Here is a 19,774-nt window from a genome sequence, read left to right on the forward strand (position 1 = left end):
GGTGTGCCGCCATCTGGGTTACCTGGGCCCCGCCGTGCCGCTGACCGAACTGCTGCTGGCGCCGCCGCATTCGCTGCTGCACCAGTCGTACGCGCCGGCCGACATGCGGCACGGCGGGACCATCAACGCCGACGGGTTCGGGGCGGGCTGGTTCGCGCCCGGCGAGAAGGACCCCGCCCGCTATCGGCGCGCCACACCGATGTGGGCCGACACCGCGTTCGCCTCGCTGGCCGCGGCGACCAGGGCGACCGCCGTGGTCGCCGCGGTCCGGTCCGCCACCGTCGGCATGCCCGTGGTGGAGACGGCCAGTGCCCCGTTCGCCGAGGGGCGCTGGCTGTTCAGCCACAACGGAGTCGTGCGCGGCTGGCCGCACAGCGTCGAGCTGCTGGCGCAGCGGCTGCCGGTGACCGACCTGCTCACGCTGGACGCCCCGACCGACGCCGCGCTGCTGTGGGCGCTGGTCCGGCACCGGCTGCGGGCCGGGCAGGAACCGGTGGACGCGATCGAGGCGGTCATGCTGGAAGTGGCCGTCGCCGCGCCCGACTCCCGCTTGAACCTGTTGCTGGGCAACGACGAGCTGCTCGTCGCCACCGCGTGGTGGCACTCGCTGTGGGTGCGGCCCGGGCCCGGCGCGGTGACCGTCGCGTCCGAGCCGATCGACGACGACCCCGCGTGGGTCGCCGTGCCCGACCGCAGCATCGTGTTCGCCTCGAAGACCACTGTGGACATCCGACCCCTGGATCCAGGACGGCAGGAACAATGACGAATCCGGTAGTGGAGAACCACCTCACCGCCGACCACCTGGCCCGTGCGCTGCGCAACGACGTGCGAGCCGGGCTGGCCGGACCGCTCAAGTCGTTGCCGCCCAAGTGGTTCTACGACGCGGTGGGCAGCGACCTGTTCGAGAAGATCACCGAGCTGCCCGAGTACTACCCGACCCGGGCCGAGCGGGAGGTGCTGCGGGCCCGGGCCGCCGAGATCGCCGCGGTGACTTCTGCGCGGACCCTCGTCGAGCTCGGCTCCGGCTCGTCCGACAAGACCAGGACGCTGCTGGACGCCTTGCGGGACAACGGGTCGCTGCACCAGTTCGTGCCGATGGACGTGTCGGAGAGCGCCCTGCGGGCGGCCGCCGAGACGATCGTCGGCGAGTACCCGGGGCTGGCCGTGCACGCCGTCGTCGGTGACTTCACCGAGCACCTGGCGCTGCTGCCCGGCGACAGCCCGCGGCTGGTGGCGTTCCTCGGCGGCACCATCGGCAACCTGCTGCCGGCCGAGCGCGCCAAGTTCTTCGGCTCCATCCGGGAGGTGCTCGAGCCGGGGGAGTGGCTCCTGCTCGGCACCGACCTCGTCAAGGATCCCGGGGTGCTCGTGCCCGCCTACGACGACGCGCAGGGCGTGACCGCCGAGTTCAACCTCAACGTGCTGCGGGTGGTCAACCGGGAGCTCGACGCCGACTTCGACGCCGACGCCTTCGAGCACGTGGCGCTGTGGGACGACGTCAACGAGTGGATCGAGATGCGGCTTCGGGCGGTTCGTTCGATGCACGTCCGGCTGCCCGGCGCCGGCATCGAGGTCGACTTCGCCGCCGGCGAGGAGCTGCGCACCGAGATCTCGGCGAAGTTCCGGCGCGAGCGCGTCACCGCCGAACTGGCCGACGCCGGCTTCGGCCTGTCGCACTGGTGGACCGACAGCGCCGACCGGTTCGCCGTGTCGCTGTCCCGCGCGGAGTGACGCGGTCAGTGGTGTCGTGACCGGCGCGGTTCGCCGGCCGATGCCTGGACCGCGGGCTTGTGGGGATCGAGTCGGTCCATCGATCCCCACAAGCCGAGGGAAGGCATCGGCCTCGTGGGGCGAACCGACCCGCGCGGAACGCGTGGCGAGAACACAGTGACCGGTGCACGTAACTTTCGGCCCGGTGTCGGCGGTCCGTAGAACCGTTTGCGCCCGCACGACCGTGTGGACGCCATGACGACACTTCGAACCTTCCAGCTGCCCGCCGAGGTCTCCGGTTCGATCTGGGACATCGCCCTGGGCGTCGAGATGATCCGCACCTGGCAGTCCGACGGTATTTTCCAGGTCGCCACCGGCACCGTCGCCAACGCCGTCACCGCCGCCGCGCTGCGGGAGAGCCGCCGCTTCTTCGCCCAGCCGCTGGAGGCCAAGACGCCGCTGGTCAGCGACCTCACCTATGCCGGCTACGTCGCGTCCGGCGAGGAGGTCACCGCCGGCGAACGGGACTACTCCGAGATCTTCACCGTCTGCAAGGACGTGCCGCTCGGCGATCCCCGGGTGCGCGCCGGCTGGCCATGCCACGGTCCCGTGCCGTGGCCCGGTCCGGTCTATCGCGACGTGATGACCGCCCTGATGTCGCAGTTCGGCCTCGTCGGCGACAAGGTCCTCAAGCTCGCCGCCCTCGGCCTCGGGCTGTCCGACATGGCCGCACTCACCTCGCTGGCCACCGACGGCTGGCACCACATGCGCGTGCTGCGCTTCCCCGCCCGCTCCGCCGCGACCGCCCGTGGCATCGGCGCCCACACCGACTACGGCATGCTCGTCATCGCCACCCAGGACGACGTCGGCAACGGCCTCTACGTCCGTCCCCCCGTGATCGGCGAGAAGCGCCCCCGCAACTGGCTCGACCACGAGAGCTCCGCCGGCGCCTTCGAACGAGAGGCGCCCTGGAACCTCGTCTCTCCGGTTCCCAGCACCTTCACCGTCTTCCCCGGCGACATCCTCCAGTTCCTCACCAACGGCGCCCTCCTCTCCACCCCGCACAAGGTCAAACTGGCCGAGCGGGAGCGCTACTCCATCGCCTACTTCCACGAACCCGACTTCGCCGCCTCGCTGCGCCCCCTCACCGGCGGCCTCCCCGACGAGGTGATCCACTACGGCACCCACTTCACCAGCATGTTCATGCGCTGCTACCCCGACCGCCTCACCACCCGCCGCATCCTCGCCGAGGACCGCCTGCAGGTGCTGGACAGCATGCGCGAGTCCACCCTCACCGCCTGACCTGTTGGCGGTGGGTGCCTCCCAGCTCACCGCCGGCGACTGCCTCCTGCCGGCTGGCCCGCTGCTGCCGGCTGGCCCGCCGTCGGCGGGCGGCTCTCGCCGCGTGGTCAGTCGCCGTGGGTGGCTCCTGCCGGCTGGCGCGCCGCCGGGCGGCTGCCTCTTGCCGGTTGGCCCGTCGCTGGCGGGTGCGCCTCTGCCGGCTTGCCCGACGTTGGCCGGTGTCTCTCGCCGCCTGGCCCGTCGCTGGCGAGTGTGTCTTGCTGGCTGGCCCGTCGCTGGCGAGTGTGTCTTGCTGGCTGGCCCGACCGGGGCGCGCGTCCCTCGTCGCGTGTCCCTTGTCGCGTGGCCCGGCCGAGCGATTTGCCCAGCCGTTTTGCTTGACCTGTCTCTGGCGACCGGACGCGCCCGAGTTCAGTCGGGCCGACCCATCGCCCGCGAGTCTGCCCATTGCCCGTGATCCGGCCCGCACCGGGAGTCCCGGCGAGCGTCACATCGAAATGCGTGTAACGAATTCACGCATTTCGGTGTGACTGTGGGCGGGACTCGCGGGGGTCAGGGGTGGTGTTCCAGCCAGGGGAGGACGGCTTGGAGGAAGCCGGCGGGATTGGTCATGGGGCGGCCGTTCATGGTGGCGACGAGGTGGCCGACGCCGAGGAGGGCGTCCCAGGTGCGAGCACGGTGGTAGGTGGCGGCGGGGACGGCGCGGCGAACGGTGTCCCAACCGTGCCAAGCCATGAGGGCGGCGTCGATGGCGGGGTCGCCGGGCATGGCCAGGTCCCAGTCGAGGATGCCGAGCAGTGTGCCGTCGGACGAGTAGTGCACATTGGAGCCACCGAGGTCGCCGTGGACCAAGGCGTCGGGGACGGGGTCCAGGGCAAGAGCGGCGTCGAGACGGCGGCGAACCTCGGACTGCCAACGGGAAGGCAGCAGGGGCAGCACCGAGGACTCGATGACGGAAGACCACGAAGGACCCGACTCCCGGTCGTCCAAGACAGCCATGAGTGTGGGAGTCAGGGGCACGGAGCGGACGGCGTCGAGAACGTCGGCGACCTGCTGAGGAGAACCCTCGCCCTCGGGCAACGCCGTGCCGTCGATCCACGACACGGCGACGGCGGCACGGGAGCCGAACATGGTGACGGGAGTCAGGGGCTCGGGCACCTGGAATGGGAGACCGGAAGCCGCGAGCTGACGCAGAACCTCGACGCGGCGGGGCATCGAAGCGGCAGCCAACGGACGCTTGCTGACGCGGACGGCGGCGACGCCGGGGATGAGCAGGACGTCGTGGACGTTGCCGTCCACGGCGACGAAGGCCGACGAGAGGCTGACGCCGGGCAGCAACTCCTCGGCGATGTCGAACAGTTCCACAGCCCTACCGCCGGATGAGGCGGGCGAACTCGGTGCGTGGTCGCACGAAGGACTCACTCCCACGGTTGGTGATCTGGCCACGCGGTGAAGGCGGGTCGACCTTTCACCGGCTGGACAACGGTAGCGGGCGAGGACGACCGGACGAGCACGTCACGATAGCGGGTGACGGTGACCACATGAGCACGAGGCCGCCGGGGACATGGGCGCAGGCACTGTTCGGTGCCTGACGGGGCAACCGCAAGCAGCGCTGCTACAGCGCAGGCTTGCGGCTACCCCGTCAGGCCGATAGGTGCAGCTCAGAGCCGCTAGGGTTCGTCCATAAAGGCCGTTCTCCAGGCTCGTGCCACGAGTTTCGAGCGGGCGGGACCCGCGGGGCCTAGGAAGCCGGCACGAGGGTCCACTTCTGGTTGGCGCCGGTGTTGTCGGGCCACTGGATGACGGCGGCGCCGTCGGACAGGGAGTTGTTGTAGGCGTCGAGTTCCAGGCCGCTGGAGGCACTGACGATCTTCACGCGGTTGGGGCCTGCGTCGACGAGACGCCAGCGCGAGTTGAGGTTGCCGTCGTCGTGGTACTGGATCAGCTGGGTGCCCTGACTGGTGGAGGCGCCCGGCACGTTGAGGAGCTTGCCGCTGTTGACGTCGGTGATGGTGTAGAGCCCGTTGCCGGCAGGGGCGAACGTCCACAGCTGGTCGGTGCGCTCGTTGTCCTCCCACTGCAACACCTTGGCGCCGTCGGCGGTGGAGTCGTTGTCGACGTCCATCCGCCCGCCGCTGTTCAGGTTGACCACCTTGAACCGTGTGCCGGCATCGACCGCCGGCGTCAGCTGCCACTGCTGGTCCGCGGCCCCGGTGCCGACGGCCTGCACGACGGTGCTGGCGCCGGCGCCGACAACGAGACCGTCCTGGGCGCTGGTGATCGTGCCGCCGGACACCCGCCACTGCGCGGCGGCGCCGGTGTCGTGGGACTGCACGAGCGTCGCGCCGGGGCTGGCGTTCGGCACGGTCAGCAGCCGACCGGTGCTCCGGTTGACCAGCTTCACGGTGCCGGCCCCGGTGGGCACGGCCTGCCACTGCTGATCGGCCGCCCCGTTGCCAGGTCGCTGCACCACCGCAGAGCCGTCAGCGGACGACGTCACGTCGAGCGCTCCGTTGGCGTTGGCGACCGTGTAGTACATGCCGGTGTAGTGGAAGCCGGCGTTCGGCACGACCCGCAGCAGCCGCGACGCGTGCGGCGCCAGCGAGGCGCTGAACGTGTCGGTGGCGTTGCCGAGGTCGGTGTGCGTCCACAGATCCCGCACGCTCGCGGTGCCGCCGAAGCCGAGATCACTCCAGCGGGCCGTCACCGTCGCGGTGGAGCCGGTGAGGTTGAACAGCGCCACGGTGTAGCTGCCGTCGGCGTTGCCGGTGGCCCAGGTCTGGAGCTGGGTCAGCCGGTCCACCGGCCGGGCCGCGTTGCCACGCTGGTCGACCGCGAGCACCTCGTCGTTGGTGAGCAGCGACAGGTCGTCCGACGTGAGCTGGGTCAGGTCGGTGCCCAGGGTGATCGGCGACGCGGTGACCGCCCACAGGGTCATCGCCGTGCGCCGCTCGTCCGCGGTGAGTCCGGTGTTGTTGCCTCCGATCTCCAGGGAGTCCGGGTCGTTCCACCCGCCCGCACTCGCCCAGTCCGTCCAGTTCGGCAGATCGCCGAAGCGTTGGGACACGTTGTTCCAGTTGGTCAGGGTGTTGCAGTAGCACTCGACGTCGCCTTCGATCCGCCAGCCGTTGGCGTACTGCTTCCAGGTCGCGGCGTCCGACAGCGCCAGTGAGTTGGACAGTTCGAAGTGGATCGGCCGCCCGGCCTGGTTGAGCGCCTGCGACCAGTGCTGCACGTCGGGAATGTCCCAGGTCCCGACGCCGTCCAGCTTGACGTAGTCGACGCCCCAGGACGCCAGCTGGTCGGCCCACGAGTTCAGGAACGCCTGTGCGGCGGACGGGTTCTTGCCGTAGTCGATGTAGTACATCGACCCGTTGCCGAAGTTGTAGTTGGTCTCGAACTTGCTGGTGTCGGACACGATGTCCTGGGCGTGCCACGTGGTGCCCTCGATCGGCGTGTTCTGCTTGTACGCGGCGACCGGGATGCCGGGCGTCAGGTACATGCCGAACTTCTCACCGAGGCCGTGCACGTAGTTCGCGACCGCCGCCATCCCGTGCGGGAAGCGGTTCGGGTCGATCGCCCAGCGGCCGCCGGCGTCCACTGTGGTCGCCGGGTTGAGGTAGTAGAAATCATCGATGTTGAGGTAGGTGTAGCCGTGCGCGACGAGCCCGCTGTCGTGCATCGCCTTCGCCTGCGCCTCGATGTTCGCCTCGGTCGGATTGCTGCGCACGAAGCTCCAGCTGCTCCATCCGAGCTGTGGCGTCGACGCCACACCGTTGGCCTGCATCGGAGCCAGGCCACCCGACGTGGTCTGGATCCGGCCGTCCCGGTCCGGGACGCTCTGCGCGTGTGCCGCCGGCAGGGGGAGCACACACAGCAGGGCCACGCAGAAAAGTGAATGTGTCAACCGTCGTAAGGACAACGCCCACCCTCACAGGGTCCGGGGCGGCGGGACGACGACACGTTGTCATACGCGGCTGCCACGGTCAAGACGCCGTTTGGTTCGAAAATGTGAATCCGCGGTTTTATCGGGGTTACCGCTTCAATGCTTGAGTAGTTGTCCGTTGTATCAATTGAATCCACGGCCGCGACCGGCGTCGTCGAGATGGCGGACCCGACGATGCCCGGCCGTGCCGGTTCCTCAGCCCGCGGTCTGCCGCCGCTGCACCGGGATCCGCCGGGACTTGCGGGCGGCCAGTGCCGCGCTCTCCCAGCGTTCCGACGGACAGCCCAGCACCTCACTGAGCCAGTTGCGCCAGTACGGTCCGGGGATGCGCTTGCCGCGCTCCCAGCGCGACACCTCCTCCCTGGTCACCGCGTCGTTGCCGGACACCCCCGCCAGCTGATCGGCCAACTCGTACTGGGTCAGACCGTGCTGTCCCCGCAGATGGATTATCAACTCGCCGATGGAGAGTTGCGCCCGCATTCCAGTGCCGCTGACCACGTTCCACTCCGTGCTGCATGTGGCGGAATAGTGGACCCACGCGCGTCACATGCTCACCGCCCAAGGATCGTTTCGGATCCTATCGGCGGGTGCCGCCCGTAGCTACGGGCCGTGCACGGTTTGTTGAAGAGTTTTACCGATGTTGCCGGGCTCGGCTGAACGGAACTCTCGCGCAATACCCGGAATGGAGTAGGTCAAGCCTGCGCGAGGCGGGACTTTCGGCACTGCGGGACACGCGTGGTCACGACGAGGGCGGGGCGAGCCCGGCCACGGCGTCCAGCAGCGGCTTGAGTTCCTCCTGCACGGCCTGTCGCACGAGCACCTCGATCGGTATCGGCGGTTCCGGGAAGACATCGATCGTGGGGCGTGGTCCCACATCGGCCAATTCCCGGGCGCAGGCCTGTTCGGTCCACCTCCTTATCAGGGCGGTCGGTTTGACGCCGTCCCGTGTCGCGAGCACGCGGACGCGGTCCAGCACGGACTGGGGCAGGCGCAGGGAAGTTGTGATCATCGGGTCATTGGCGTCCTCCTGATCGGGTGTGGGGGTGTCGGGGGTTTCTGCGGGCATGGGATCAACGTAATGCGTCGCAATGCGGGCGGCTAGTCGCTAGAACGGGTGAACGAAAAAAGGGCCGCCGCCGGGGATTCCGGCGACGGCCCTTCGGGCTGCTCAGGTCAGCTGTTGACCATCTTGCGCAGCACGTACTGCATGATGCCGCCGTTGCGGTAGTAGTCCGCCTCGCCGGGGGTGTCGATGCGCACGACGGCGTCGAACTCGACCTTGCCGCCGTCCGCCTTGGTCGCGGTGACCTTGACCGTGCGCGGCGTGGCGCCGTTGTTGAGCTCCGTGACGCCGGCGAAGTCGAACGTCTCCGTGCCGTCCAGGCCCAGCGACGCGGCGGTCGCGCCGGCCGGGAACTGGAGCGGCAGCACGCCCATGCCGATCAGGTTGGAGCGGTGGATGCGCTCGAAGGACTCGGCGATCACCGCGCGCACGCCCAGCAGGCTGGTGCCCTTGGCGGCCCAGTCCCGCGAGGAGCCCGAGCCGTACTCCTTGCCGGCCAGGATCACCAGCGGCACGCCGGCCTCGGCGTAGGCCACCGACGCGTCGTAGATGGTGGTCTGCTCGCCGTCGGCCAGGAAGTTGCGGGTGAAGCCGCCCTCCACGCCGTCCAGCAGCAGGTTCTTGAGCCGGATGTTGGCGAAGGTGCCCCGGATCATCACCTCGTGGTTGCCGCGGCGCGACCCGTACGAGTTGAAGTCCCGGCGCTCGACGCCGTGCTCGGTCAGGTACTTGCCGGCGGGGGAGTCGGCCTTGATGGAGCCGGCCGGCGAGATGTGGTCGGTGGTGACCGAGTCGCCCAGCAGCGCCAGCACGCGGGCTCCGCCGATCTCGGTGACCGGCGACGGCTCCAGCGCCATGCCCTCGAAGTACGGGGGCTTGCGCACGTAGGTGGAGTCGTCAGCCCACTCGAACGTGTTGCCGGTCGGCGTCGGCAGCGACTGCCAGCGCTCGTCGCCCGCGAACACGTCCGCGTAGTCCTTGGTGAACATCTCGGCGGTCACCGCGTGCGAGATGACGTCCTGCACGTCCTGCGGGGACGGCCAGATGTCGGCCAGGTAGACGTCCTTGCCCTCGTTGTCCGTGCCGATCGGCTCGGTCGTCAGGTCCAGGTCCATCGTGCCGGCCAGCGCGTAGGCCACCACCAGCGGCGGGCTGGCCAGGTAGTTCATCTTGACGTCCGGGTTGATCCGGCCCTCGAAGTTCCGGTTGCCGGACAGCACCGACACGACCGCCAGGTCGTTCTCCTGCACCGCGGCGGAGATCTCCTCCGGCAGCGGGCCGGAGTTGCCGATGCAGGTGGTGCAGCCGTAGCCGACCAGGTTGAAGCCCAGCTTGTCCAGGTACGGGGTCAGGCCGGCCTTCTCGTAGTAGTCCATGACGACCTTGGAGCCCGGCGCCAGGGTGGTCTTCACCCAGGGCTTGCGGGACAGGCCGCGCTCGACCGCGTTCTTGGCCAGCAGCGCCGCGCCGATCATCACCGACGGGTTGGACGTGTTGGTGCAGGAGGTGATCGCCGCGATGCCCACGTGGCCGTGGTCCAGCGTGGTCTCGGTGCCGTCCTCCAGCGTCACCGACACGACCTTGCGCGGGCGGGCGCCGTTGGCGGCGGCGTTGTGCGCAGGGGCGTCGCTGGCCGGGAACGACTCGTCGATCTCCTCGTCGACGTTGTCGTCGGCCTTGACGTAGTCGCGCACGTTGAGCTGGAAGCGGCGCTTCGCCTCGGCCAGCTCGATGCGGTCCTGCGGGCGCTTCGGGCCGGCGATCGACGGCACGACCGTGGCCAGGTCCAGCTCCAGGGTCTCGGAGTAGACGGGCTCGTGGTCGTCGGAGTGCCAGAGGCCCTGCTCCTTGGCGTACGCCTCGACCAGCGCGACCTGCTCGGCGCTGCGACCGGTGAGCTTGAGGTAGTCGACCGTCTCGCCGTCGATCGGGAAGATGGCGCAGGTGGAGCCGAACTCGGGGCTCATGTTGCCGATGGTGGCGCGGTTGGCCAGCGGCACCGCCGACACGCCCGAGCCGTAGAACTCGACGAACTTGCCGACCACGCCGTGCTTGCGCAGCATCTCGGTGATGGTCAGCACCAGGTCGGTCGCGGTGGCGCCGGCGGGCAGCTCGCCGTGCAGCTTGAAGCCGACGACGCGCGGGATGAGCATGGAGACCGGCTGGCCCAGCATGGCCGCCTCGGCCTCGATGCCGCCGACGCCCCAGCCCAGCACGCCGATGCCGTTGACCATGGTGGTGTGGCTGTCGGTGCCGACCACGGTGTCCGGGTAGGCGACGCCGTTGCGGATCATCACCACGCGGGCCAGGTGCTCGATGTTGACCTGGTGCACGATGCCGGTGCCGGGCGGCACGACCTTGAACTCGTCGAAGGCGGACTGGCCCCAGCGCAGGAACTGGTAGCGCTCGCGGTTGCGCTCGTACTCCAGGTCCACGTTGCGCTCGAAGGCGTCCGGGCGGCCGAAGATGTCGGCGATGACCGAGTGGTCGATGACCAGCTCGGCCGGCGCCAGCGGGTTCACCTTGGCCGGGTCGCCGCCCAGCTGGGTGACGGCCTCGCGCATGGTGGCCAGGTCCACCACGCAGGGCACGCCGGTGAAGTCCTGCATGATCACCCGGGCGGGGGTGAACTGGATCTCGGTGTCGGGATCCGCGTTCGGGTCCCAGCTCGCCAGCGCACGGACGTGGTCGGCCGTGATGTTCGCACCGTCCTCGGTGCGCAGCAGGTTCTCCAGCAGGATCTTGAGGCTGTACGGCAGGCGCTCCGCGCCGTCGACCGCGCTCAGCCGGAACACCTCGTACGAGGCGTCCCCAACGGTGAGCGTGCCACGGGCGCCGAAGCTGTCCTTGCTCGCAGGTGCAGTCACGTCAAACTCCATCGTGCGACGGCGCTGGTCAGTTCGGGAAGGTAGGGACCGAGTGTCGCGCACCTTGGTCGGGTGCGCCGCCGGACCCTGCTCAGCCTTAACAGTACGCTTGTCCTGTATTCGGCATCAAGGGGGGCTGTCTTCGCCGCGCGGGGCGGGTTCGCCTCCAAGCCGACGCCTTCCCTTGTCCCATGTCGATCGATGGACTGACTCGATCGACATGGGCCTGCGGTCCAGGCGTCGGCGGCGAACCCGGGTGGCGGGCGGCGGCGGATCGTTCACGTGAATCTCTCACTGCCTGTGCCAGGATCGGCCGTCGGGAGGGGTGTTCTTGATCACGGTCGACGGGGTGTGGATGCGCTACGGCCGCGGGCCGATGGTGCTGTCCGGGATCGACACGACCCTCGCGTCGGGATCGGTGACTGTCGTGCTCGGGGAGAACGGCTGCGGCAAGTCCACCCTCCTGCGTATCGCCGCAGGCGTCACCGTGCCGACCAAGGGTGCGGTGCGCGGGCGGCCCACCTCCGTGTCGTACTTGCCCGAACGATTCCCCGACCAGCTGCGGCTGTCGGCGCGGGCGTACCTGCGGCACTTCGCGCGTATGCGGCGGCTGCCCACCCGTAGCGACCTGCTCGACCGGCTCGGCTTCGCCGGCGACCTGGACCAGCCGATGTCGGAACTGTCCAAAGGCAACGCGCAGAAGGTCGGCCTCACCCAGACCTTCGGCTCCGTCGACGGCTTCCTGGTGTTGGACGAGCCGTGGGCGGGTCTCGACGTCGCTGCCCGGGAGGTGCTCAGCGAGCTGGTGGTGGAGACCGCCGCGACCGTGCTCGTCACCGACCACACCGGTGCCGCCGCCAAGCTGCCCGGCGCCACCGTGTACCGGATGGTGGCGGGGGTGCTGCAGCCGGTCGAGGAGTCGGGGCTGGTCGACGTCGTGGTGACGTGCACGTCGGACGCCGTGGACCAGGTGGCGGCGCTGCCCGGCGTGCAGTCGGTGCGGAGGGTGTAGTGATCCGGTACCTGCTCGCCGACGTGTTCAAGTCGCAGCGGTGGCTGCCGCCGGTGTTCGTGTACCTCGCGACCACCGGCATCCTCTACGGCGGCGATCCCGGCACGCCGCTGCCACCGTACGGCGTGTCGGAGATGGTGCTGTTCCCGTTGGCGGCGTGGCTGACGGTGGTGCTCGTCAACAACGAGGATCCCGTGCAGCGGCACGTCACCATCGCTGCCGTGGGCGGTTGGCGGCGGCTGCTCGGCGGTCTCGTCGGGGCGGCGCTCGTGGTCAACGGTGTGCTCGTGTTGGTGGCGACTTTCGTGCCGGCGGTGATTCACCACCACCCGTACGCGGTGTCCGACGTGGCGCTGGGGTTCACGGCGCACGTCATCGCCGCGGTAACGGGAATCGGACTGGGGGTGCTCTGCGCGCGGCCGATCGTGCCGACGACGGGGTGGTCGCTGGTGGCTGTGGTGGGGGTGTCACTGGCGCTGCTGGTGGCGAACAAGCTGCCGCCCGTGGGCGCGATGGCGCACCTGCTGTTCGACAGCCGGCCGGCGCCGGTGGGGGCGGTGGTCGTGCAGGTGGTGGTGGCGCTGCTGGTCGGCGTCGCGTGCGTGGGGGTGGCGTACCGGGTAGGTCGGCGGCGGTTCTGAAACCTGTTCGCCGGGTGGGCCGTTTGGGCCAATTCGGTGATTGGGCTAGTCCCTTCGCGTCGAACGGCGCAAGGTGGCCCGTTGACGCGCCGACAACCTTGTCAGGGAGCACATCGCCAACCATGAGGGAGGCGACCATGACGAGGTCGAAGCACGAGCCGCGGCCCGAGGTGCCGGCGCCCGATCTGCCGATCCCGTACCCGCGTCGGCCGATCGGCTGACCGCACTGGTTGGCGTGCGGGCCACCGCTTCCCCTTCACCAGGTGGCCCGCACGCCGGCTCAGCGGCGCGGCTGGCGAAGCTCTCCGTTACCAGGAGCGAACGTAGCGTGCGCGGGATACGGCCGATCCGATCTGTCACCCGATGTGCGCAGCGCCCGGGTGCTTACGTGCCATTTGACGCAGACGAACATCCCATCGATGGCTAGCCTGGGCCGCGACGGGGCCGGACGACCGGCGGCGACCTACGATGGCCCGGCGATGATCGTGAGCGACGGGGAGGCGCGCGTGGTGTCTGCTGGCCGACCGCAGCTGCCGGAACCCGTGCGCAACCGCCTGGTGACGCTGCTGCTCGAGGTGGAGGAACTGCACGACCCGGACAGCCGCGCCCTGGTGGTCGCCGAGCTGCGCAACCGGCTGGGACCCGGCTTCGACGTGCCGATGCAGAAGAGCGACCGGCTGTACACGCTCGCGTTGGTGGAGGAGTGCCAGAAGCACTACGGCGGCCTGCGCAAGCTGGTGGACGCGCTGCGGCTGACCAGTCCGGGGCACTACCGCGTGGACGAGGCGGCCGAGCTGGTGGCGGCGCACATTCCGCTGGAGATCCTCCAGGCCGCGGAGCGCGCGGACCTGCGCAAGCTGCTGGCGGCGCTGACGTCCGAGGTGGACTCCCACAGCCTGTACCGCGCGGCGGCGGGCCCGCTGGCGCCGCCGCTGGAGTCGGTCCCCAACGATCTGCTCGGCGTGGTGGACGAACTCGTCAACATGATGACGCCGCCGGGACAACTGCCGCCGCTGCTGGTGTTCGTGGAGTACCTGGCGGCCGCTGTGGACGGTCGCGGTCAGACCGCCGGCGCGCTGCGACGCTGGAACGCGGATCTGGTGCGGCGCTGCGAGCTGCCGCCGCAGCTGCTGGCCGCGGCGCGGGAGAGCGCGCACTTCCACACCACGAAGCCGGGCGGCCGTCCCTCGCTGCTGGTGCAGATCGACGAGGACGGCCTGGACCACAACCGGTTCCAGGTGTCGGTGTGGCTGTGGCTGGACTCCGACAGCCAGACGCTGGCACGTGACGACCACTCGTACTCGCTGGACGAGATCCCGGACGTCATCGACCGCGCGCTGCTGGAATGCGGCAGCATGCTGGTGGCGGACTCCGTGGAGCCGATGGTGGAGTTCATCCTGCCGCACCGCCTGCTGGTGGAGCCGGTGGACAAGTGGCTGATCACGCAGGGCGGCCCGTTCCGCAGCCGGCTGGGCGTCTACTACCCCGTGGTGGTGCGCAGCCTGGACCGCCTGCGCACGACGTCTTTGCCGCTACGCCAGCAGTGGTGGGCGAAGTGGCGCTGGCTCCAGGAGCACAGTGGACTGCACCCGGAGTCGGCGGTGCGGTGGATGGCCGACGTCGACGGCCGCGACCCGCAGCGGCTGTACCGCGAGTTGACCGGCGACCAACCCGTGGCGGTGGCCTGGCATGGACCGCCGCCGCTGGAGCACCAGGCGGTGGACTCGGTGCTGGGGGCCGCGGTGTGGGCCGGCACGCCGGTGGCGCTGTGGTGCCGTGAGCATCACGGCGAGGGCGGTCACCTGCAGCTGACGGACCTGCTCACCAACGGCCCGCTTCCGCGGCTGCCCGACCACGCGCTGCGCGCTCGCAAGGACGCCGACGCGCCGGGCGCCGTCGACGACCACTGCGGCAACCACCTCAGCCTGCTCTGGGACGACCCGTCCCGCCTGCCCGAGCCGCGGCTCGGGCTGTCCGCGCCGAGCTCAACGGGAGGATCCCCACCATGACCGGGGACGAGGACTGGCTGATCTACCGGGGCGCCGGCGAGCCGCACGACGGCATCGACCGCCTCCCGCCGCCACCGCGCTGGCGGGAGTTCGGCGGTCAGCCCCTGGTCGAGCCGCAGCTGGGCACCGACGGCTCCGGCGGACGCAAGCTGGGCGAGCAGGAGCGGGCGACCACCTACCGGGCGGACGCCGAGGTCACCGAGATCGTCAACGCGGCGCTGTACCTGCGCCGCCCGCTGCTGGTCACGGGCAAGCCCGGCACCGGCAAGTCCACGCTGGCCTACAGCATCGCGCACGAGTTGAAGCTGGGGCCGGTGCTGCGCTGGCCGATCACCAGCCGGTCCACATTGGAGACCGGCCTCTACCGCTACGACGCGGTCGGCCGCCTCCAGGACGCGAGCCTGCGCCAGGGCGGCACGCGGCCGCTGCTGCGCACCAACAGCGGCGAGCAGGCCGCGCCGCCGAGCATCGGCCGCTACATCCGGCTGGGCAAGCTGGGCACCGCGCTGCTGCCGCAGAAGCGGCCGCGCGTGCTGCTCATCGACGAGATCGACAAGAGCGACGTCGACCTGCCCAACGACCTGCTGAACGTGTTCGAGGAGGGCGAGTTCGAGATTCCCGAGCTCACCCGTCTGCCGGACGACCAGGCCACGGTCGAGGTGATGATCGCCGACGGCACCGACCGCGTGCCGATCCAGCGCGGCCGGGTGCGGTGCAACGCGTTCCCGGTGGTGGTGCTGACCAGCAACGGCGAGCGCGACTTCCCGCCGGCGTTCCTGCGCCGCTGCCTGCGGGTGGACATCCGCACGCCGAACCGCCAGCAGCTGACGGAGATCGTCACCGCGCATCTCGGGCCCGAGGTGGTGGCGGCCAGCGAGGACGTCATCGAGCGCTTCCTGGACGACCGGCGCGTCGGCGACCTCGCCAACGACCAGCTGCTCAACGCGATCTACCTGGCCTCCTCGGGCGGCCGACCGCCGGAGGAGACCCGGTCCCGGCTGCTCGACGCGCTGCTGCGGCCGCTCAGCCAACCGGGCCAATGACGCTCGAACGGCTCGTCGACGCCCTGGCGGCCGCCCGGTTGGAGGTCACCGGCGAGGAACTGGCCGACGCCATCTGGCTGGCCGGGCACCTCGGCGACGGCCGTGCCGCCGGGACCGGCGAGCCGGCGCGGGAGCGGGAGGCGCCGCCGCCGCCGGTGGAGCCCGAGGAACAGGCGGCGCTGGGCGGCGTGGACCCGGAACCCAAGCCACGCTTGGGTCACCGGCCGTCGCCGGGCGCGAAGGAGGTGCCGGCGTCCGCGGCGGCGATGCACCTGCCGGGACGCGGCAACTACGTCAACGGCGTGAGCGCGTTGACGATGCTGAGCCCGGCGGCGCCGGCGCTGCCGGACAACCTGCGATTGCAGCGCGCACTGCGGCCGTTGAAGCGGCGCGTGCCGGATCCGCACCGGCTCGTCGTGAACGAGCAGGACACCGCCGACCACATCGCGGACACGGGCTTGTGGCTGCCGGAGTGGCAGCCGGAGATGACGCGGTGGCTGGAAGTCGCGCTTGTCGTCGATTCCGGGCCGTCCATGCGGATCTGGCGGCGCGCGGCGACGGAACTGCGGGTGTTGTTGGAGCGTATGGGGGCGTTCCGCGACGTGCGCGTGTGGGAGATGGACAGTCGCGACGAGGATCCGCGACTGTGTCGCCCCGGTGCGCCCAGCCGCAGCCCGCGCGAGCTGATCGACCCGAGTGGCCGTCGGCTTGTGCTGGTGCTCAGCGACTGCGTCGGCGAGGCGTGGCTTTCCGGTGCCATGTCACGGTTGTTGGCGACGTGGTCGAAGACCGGCTCGGTGGCGATCGTGCAGCCGTTGCCGCAGCGGCTGTGGCATCGCACCGGTGTGGTGCCGGTGCCGGTGCGGCTGCGGGCTTTCGAGTCCGGGCTGCCGTTCCGGCGGTTCGAGTTCCAGGCGCGCAACCAGGCGTTCGGCGCGCCGCCGCAGACGGGGATCGCCATCCCCGTGATGGAGTTGAACCCGCGCTGGATCGGCCGCTGGGCGTCGCTGCTGGCCGGCGAGAACCGCGGCTGGGTGGACGGTATCGTCATGCTGGCCGGTGGCGAGGTGGGCACGCGTCCGGAATGGATGGTGGACGCGCCGCCGGAGGATCCGCTGGACCTGGTGCAGGCCTTCCGTGCCACGGCCTCGCCGACGGCGTTCCGGCTGGCGTCGTACCTGGCGACCGCGCCGCTGAACCTGCCGGTGATGCGGCTGGTGCAGACGACGACGCTGCCCGAGTCGGGCCCGGCCCATCTGGCGGAAGTCTTCCTGGGACAACTGCTTCACCGGATCGGGGACGAGCAGCCGGGTGAGGACCCGGACGAAGTGCAGTATGATTTCCGCAAGGGCGTCAGGGAAAATCTGCTCGGCACACTGCGACGCGACGAGGCAGTGCGGGTCTTCGGCGAAGTGTCGAGGTACGTGGGCAGCAGGATGGGGCAGCCGCTGGACTTCGCGGCGATGCTGGCGAACCCTTTCGGGCACGACGGACCGAGGTTGTCCGCGGACAGCATGGCGTTCGCCCGAGTTCTGCACACCGTGTTGGAGGCGTTGGGGCCGCCGTACTCACAGGCGGCCAGGCGCTGGAGCGAGCTCGTGCCGGCACCGGAGGACGAGCCGTCGTCGGCGCTGGTCGAACTGACCACTTTGGACGGATCCGAGGCAGCAGCGCAGGATGTGGATGGGGAGGTGGTGACCGAAGAACCAGAGCGAACGGAGCGGTTGGCGTCGCAGATCTGCCTCAGCTACCACCCCCGGGACTACGCCTGGGCCGAGTGGCTGCGGTGGGAGCTGGACCGGCTCGGCTACGCGGTGGTGATCAGGCCGCTCGCCGAGACGTCCACCTCGGACGGTCTGCGCCGGCTCGCGGCCGAGGCGCTCGAGCATGGTCGTTACGTCATCACCGTGATCTCCGCGAGCACGATCGCGCTGCCCTACGCCGGCGAGGCGTGGTTGCAGGCACTCATCGACAGTCCCAGCAGCGACGGCCGGGTGCTGGCGGTGACCGTGCACGCCGGGCTGCTGCAGGCCGAGATGGTGGACCGCATCGACGGCGTCACCTTCGAGGGCAAGGACGCCCGGACGGCGCTGAACTCCATCGTGGACTGCCTCGGCCGGGTGGCGGCTCGGCCGGCGCGCACCACGCCGCCGGAGGTGCTGCGCTTTCCGCCGCCGCCGTTTCCGGGCGACGACGCGCACGTCGGCGAGCCCGACAGCCAGGGGCCGGTGTGGGTGCTGACCGAGGTCCGGTCGGTCGGCCGGTCGCTGCTGGCCCGCGGGGGCGCGGACGGCGCGGTGCGGCTGATCGACGTGGCCAGCGGGCAGACCGTGCTCAACCTGGAGGGCCACACCGGCCCCGTCCGGGTGCTGGCGGCGATCCCGGCCGCCGACGGCGACCACGGCATGATCGCCAGCGGCGGCGTGGACGGCATCGTCCGCACCTGGGACCTGGACTCCGGGCAGCTGCGCCGGGAGAGCCGGTTCCTGGAGGGCGAGGTGTGGGCGTTGACCACGGTCCGCGTCGGCGGCCGGATCTGCCTGGCCGGCACCGGGTCCGGGTCGATGATCCAGCTCTGGGACCCGGGCAGCGGGCAGCGGCTGCGCACGCTGGTGCGCCGCGGCGGCCGGGTGTGGGCGTTGGCGTCGGTGGAGGTCGCCGGCCGCGAGCTGCTGGCCAGCGGCGGCGCCGACGGCACCATCCGGCTGTGGGACCCGGAGACCAGCTCCGTGCTGCGCACCATCCAGGCGCACCGCAGCACGGTGTGGGCGCTGACCACGATCACGGTGAACGGCGAGTCGCTGCTGGCCAGCGGCGGCGCGGACGGCATGATCCACCTCTGGCACCCGCGCACCGGCGCGTTGGTCAACTCGTTCGTCGGGCATGTCAGCACCATCCGCACGCTGGCGGTGGTGCCGACCCAGCAGGGCGACCTGCTGGCCAGCGGCAGCGCGGACAGCACGGTGCGGCTGTGGAACCCGCGCACCGCGCGGGACGGCGTCGAACACCGGTTCAGCCACCACACCGGCGAGGTGTGGGCGCTGGCCGCGGTCGAGGTCGCCGGGCGCGTCCAGCTGGCGAGCGGCGGCGTGGACGGCACGATCCGGCTCGCCGACCCGATCACGTACCAGACCGACGAGCTCCAGTCGGTGCGGTCCAGCGCGGTGTGGGCGCTTACGTCCGTGCTGCTGCCGGACCGGACGCTGCTGGCCAGCGGGGCGTTGGACGGCTCCGTGCACCTGCACGAGCTGTCCGGCTTCTCCGAGGAGCGGACGCTGCGCGGGCACCGGAGCACGATCCGGGCGCTGGCGTCGGTGCCGGGGCCGGGGCGGGTGCTGCTCGCGACCGGGTCGTCCGACGGCACCGTGCGGATCTGGGACGCCGACACCGGCGACCACCTGTCCACCCGGGCCGAACACACCGGCGAGGTGTGGACGGTGACTCCCCTGCTGGTGCACGGCGAGCGGTTCATGGCCAGCGGCAGCGCCGACGGCACGATCCGGCTGTGGCCGCTGGACCGGGCCGAGGAGTCGCAGGTGCTGCGCGGGCCGGCGGCCGAGGTGGTGTCGCTGGCGGCGATCGAGGGCACCCGCGGCCCGCTGCTGGCCAGCGCGGACAGCGACGGCCGGGTCCTGCTGTGGGATCCGGCGTCGTGCGAGTTGCTCGGCACGTTCGACGACGGCCTGGCCGGCGTCGTGACGCTCACGGTGGTCGACGGCCGGCTGGCCGCCGGATGTCAGGACGGCACCATCGCGGTCGGCGATCCCGGCGACGAGGTGCGGCTGGTGATGGACAGCGGGCTGGGGCACGTCGGCGCGCTGGGGCCGGTGCGGGTCGGCGACCGCCGGCTGCTGGCCAGCGGCGGCTTCGGCGGCCTGATCCAGTTCTGGGACGTGCGCACCGGCGACCTCGTCGGCGAGTACCAGGCGCACGGTGGGACCGTGCGCGCGCTGACGCGCGTCCGGGTGGAGGGGCAGCCGCTGATCGCCAGCGCCAGCGACGACGGCGACTTCCTGCTGTGGGACCCCAGCAGCCGGATGCGGCCCCGGCCGTGAACCGGCGGGGTGCGGATCGGGTCGGCGGCCGTGAACCGGCGAGGGCCGGGAGCGGGTGCGGGCTTGAACCGGCGATCCCGGGTCGGGTGCCGGTATGAACCGGGTGCCGGATCGGGTGCGGGTGTG

The 19,774-nt window shown here is 70.8% G+C and carries 13 protein-coding genes; 8 read left to right on the forward strand and 5 right to left on the reverse strand.

Translation table 11 applies throughout. The features are described from left to right. Position 1 precedes the first annotated feature (1 nt). The 3 genes from egtC (at position 2) to BCF44_RS07015 (ending at position 3,012) form a co-directional block, all read left to right on the forward strand. Positions 2 to 763 (forward strand): ergothioneine biosynthesis protein EgtC, encoded by a 762-nt coding sequence (gene egtC / locus BCF44_RS07005; protein WP_116173587.1) that lies wholly within the window; start codon positions 2 to 4, stop codon positions 761 to 763. After that, a complete protein-coding gene (egtD, locus tag BCF44_RS07010; protein ID WP_116173301.1) occupies positions 760 to 1,731 on the forward strand; it encodes an L-histidine N(alpha)-methyltransferase in 972 nt (323 codons plus the stop codon). Before egtC ends, egtD begins: the two co-directional genes overlap by 4 nt. A 234-nt stretch (positions 1,732 to 1,965) precedes the next feature. Next, the gene (locus tag BCF44_RS07015; RefSeq protein ID WP_116173588.1) at positions 1,966 to 3,012 is read left to right on the forward strand and encodes a 2-oxoglutarate and iron-dependent oxygenase domain-containing protein; all 1,047 of its coding nucleotides are present in this window, start codon (positions 1,966 to 1,968) and stop codon (positions 3,010 to 3,012) included. A 552-nt stretch (positions 3,013 to 3,564) separates the two neighbouring features. Here the strand turns inward: BCF44_RS07015 and BCF44_RS07020 are convergent. The 5 genes from BCF44_RS07020 to acnA form a co-directional block, all read right to left on the reverse strand. Next, on the reverse strand, positions 3,565 to 4,377 hold the full coding sequence (locus BCF44_RS07020; protein WP_116173302.1) for a phosphotransferase family protein: 813 nt from the start codon (positions 4,375 to 4,377) through the stop codon (positions 3,565 to 3,567). Between the two features lie 376 nt (positions 4,378 to 4,753). Beyond that, positions 4,754 to 6,898 (reverse strand): alpha-galactosidase, encoded by a 2,145-nt coding sequence (locus BCF44_RS07025; RefSeq protein ID WP_116173303.1) that lies wholly within the window; start codon positions 6,896 to 6,898, stop codon positions 4,754 to 4,756. Between the two features lie 255 nt (positions 6,899 to 7,153). Continuing rightward, on the reverse strand, positions 7,154 to 7,456 hold the full coding sequence (locus tag BCF44_RS07030) for a helix-turn-helix transcriptional regulator (RefSeq protein WP_342775574.1): 303 nt from the start codon (positions 7,454 to 7,456) through the stop codon (positions 7,154 to 7,156). A 241-nt stretch (positions 7,457 to 7,697) separates the two neighbouring features. Then, entirely contained in the window at positions 7,698 to 8,024 is a 327-nt protein-coding gene (locus tag BCF44_RS07035; protein WP_147328413.1) for a ribbon-helix-helix domain-containing protein, read from the reverse strand. A 107-nt stretch (positions 8,025 to 8,131) separates the two neighbouring features. Continuing rightward, positions 8,132 to 10,888: an aconitate hydratase AcnA gene (acnA, locus tag BCF44_RS07040; protein ID WP_116173306.1), complete on the reverse strand. Its 2,757-nt coding sequence runs from the start codon at positions 10,886 to 10,888 to the stop codon at positions 8,132 to 8,134. Positions 10,889 to 11,219: 331 nt separating this feature from the next. Here acnA and BCF44_RS07045 point away from each other — a divergent pair, with 331 nt between their 5' ends. From BCF44_RS07045 to BCF44_RS07065, 5 genes are all read left to right on the forward strand, one after another. Beyond that, entirely contained in the window at positions 11,220 to 11,900 is a 681-nt protein-coding gene (locus tag BCF44_RS07045; protein WP_147328414.1) for an ATP-binding cassette domain-containing protein, read from the forward strand. Beyond that, entirely contained in the window at positions 11,900 to 12,541 is a 642-nt protein-coding gene (locus BCF44_RS07050) for a hypothetical protein (RefSeq protein WP_116173308.1), read from the forward strand. Before BCF44_RS07045 ends, BCF44_RS07050 begins: the two co-directional genes overlap by 1 nt. A gap of 419 nt (positions 12,542 to 12,960) precedes the next feature. Continuing rightward, a complete protein-coding gene (locus tag BCF44_RS07055; RefSeq protein WP_147328415.1) occupies positions 12,961 to 14,550 on the forward strand; it encodes a VMAP-C domain-containing protein in 1,590 nt (529 codons plus the stop codon). Further along, positions 14,547 to 15,593: an AAA family ATPase gene (locus tag BCF44_RS07060; protein WP_116173310.1), complete on the forward strand. Its 1,047-nt coding sequence runs from the start codon at positions 14,547 to 14,549 to the stop codon at positions 15,591 to 15,593. The genes BCF44_RS07055 and BCF44_RS07060 overlap by 4 nt, the downstream gene beginning before the upstream one ends. Further along, positions 15,590 to 19,648 carry an SAV_2336 N-terminal domain-related protein gene (locus BCF44_RS07065; RefSeq protein ID WP_116173311.1) on the forward strand — a complete coding sequence of 1,353 codons (4,059 nt, stop codon included), beginning with the start codon at positions 15,590 to 15,592 and terminating at the stop codon, positions 19,646 to 19,648. Before BCF44_RS07060 ends, BCF44_RS07065 begins: the two co-directional genes overlap by 4 nt. Positions 19,649 to 19,774 lie beyond the last annotated feature (126 nt).

This window comes from Kutzneria buriramensis, assembly GCF_003387475.1.
In the GTDB taxonomy this organism is placed as follows: domain Bacteria; phylum Actinomycetota; class Actinomycetes; order Mycobacteriales; family Pseudonocardiaceae; genus Kutzneria; species Kutzneria buriramensis.